Source organism: Pseudomonas sp. SID14000 (assembly GCF_002165135.1).
Classification (GTDB): domain Bacteria; phylum Pseudomonadota; class Gammaproteobacteria; order Pseudomonadales; family Pseudomonadaceae; genus Aquipseudomonas.
The window spans coordinates 1-451 of record NZ_NFZQ01000100.1; the positions used below are offsets into that span (position 1 = coordinate 1).

Sequence of the window (451 nt, forward strand, 5' to 3'; positions counted from 1 at the left end):
GTGAGTATCAGCACCTGGCAGGAGGGCAGTTGCCTGCGCAGATCCGCGGCGGCGTCGAGCCCGCTGCGGCCGGGGAGTTCGATGTCGAGCAGCGCGATGTCCGGCCGGGCGGCGAGCGCCGCCTCGACGATCCGGTCGCCGGCCGCCACCTGGGCGACGACCTCGATGTCGTCCTCCAGGTCCAGGAGGAGCGCCAGCGCGCCGCGCATCATGCCCTGGTCCTCGGCGAGCAGTACCCGGATCGGACCGGTCATGCGGCGTGTTCCTCCTCGACGGGCAGTTCCGCGGTCACCTGGAAGCCGTGGCGCTGCGCCGGGCCCGAGTCCAGGGAGCCGCCGGCCGCGGCGAGCCGTTCCGACAGGCCCTTGAGCCCGGTGCCGATGCGGTGCGCCGTGGTGGTGGCAGCCGTGGCAGAGCTTACGCCGGAGCCGTTGTCGGTGATCGTCAGGCG

The 451-nt window shown here is 73.2% G+C and carries 1 protein-coding gene and 1 pseudogene; both read right to left on the reverse strand.

Going from position 1 to position 451, the window contains the following annotated elements; all coding sequences use genetic code 11:
* Positions 1-254, reverse strand: a 254-nt coding sequence (locus tag CAY82_RS27550) for a response regulator (protein WP_140399171.1), incomplete at its 3' end; no start/stop codon positions are given.
* A pseudogene (locus CAY82_RS27555) lies at positions 251-451 on the reverse strand (hypothetical protein); the annotation flags it as partial. The gene CAY82_RS27550 and the pseudogene CAY82_RS27555, both read right to left, overlap by 4 nt.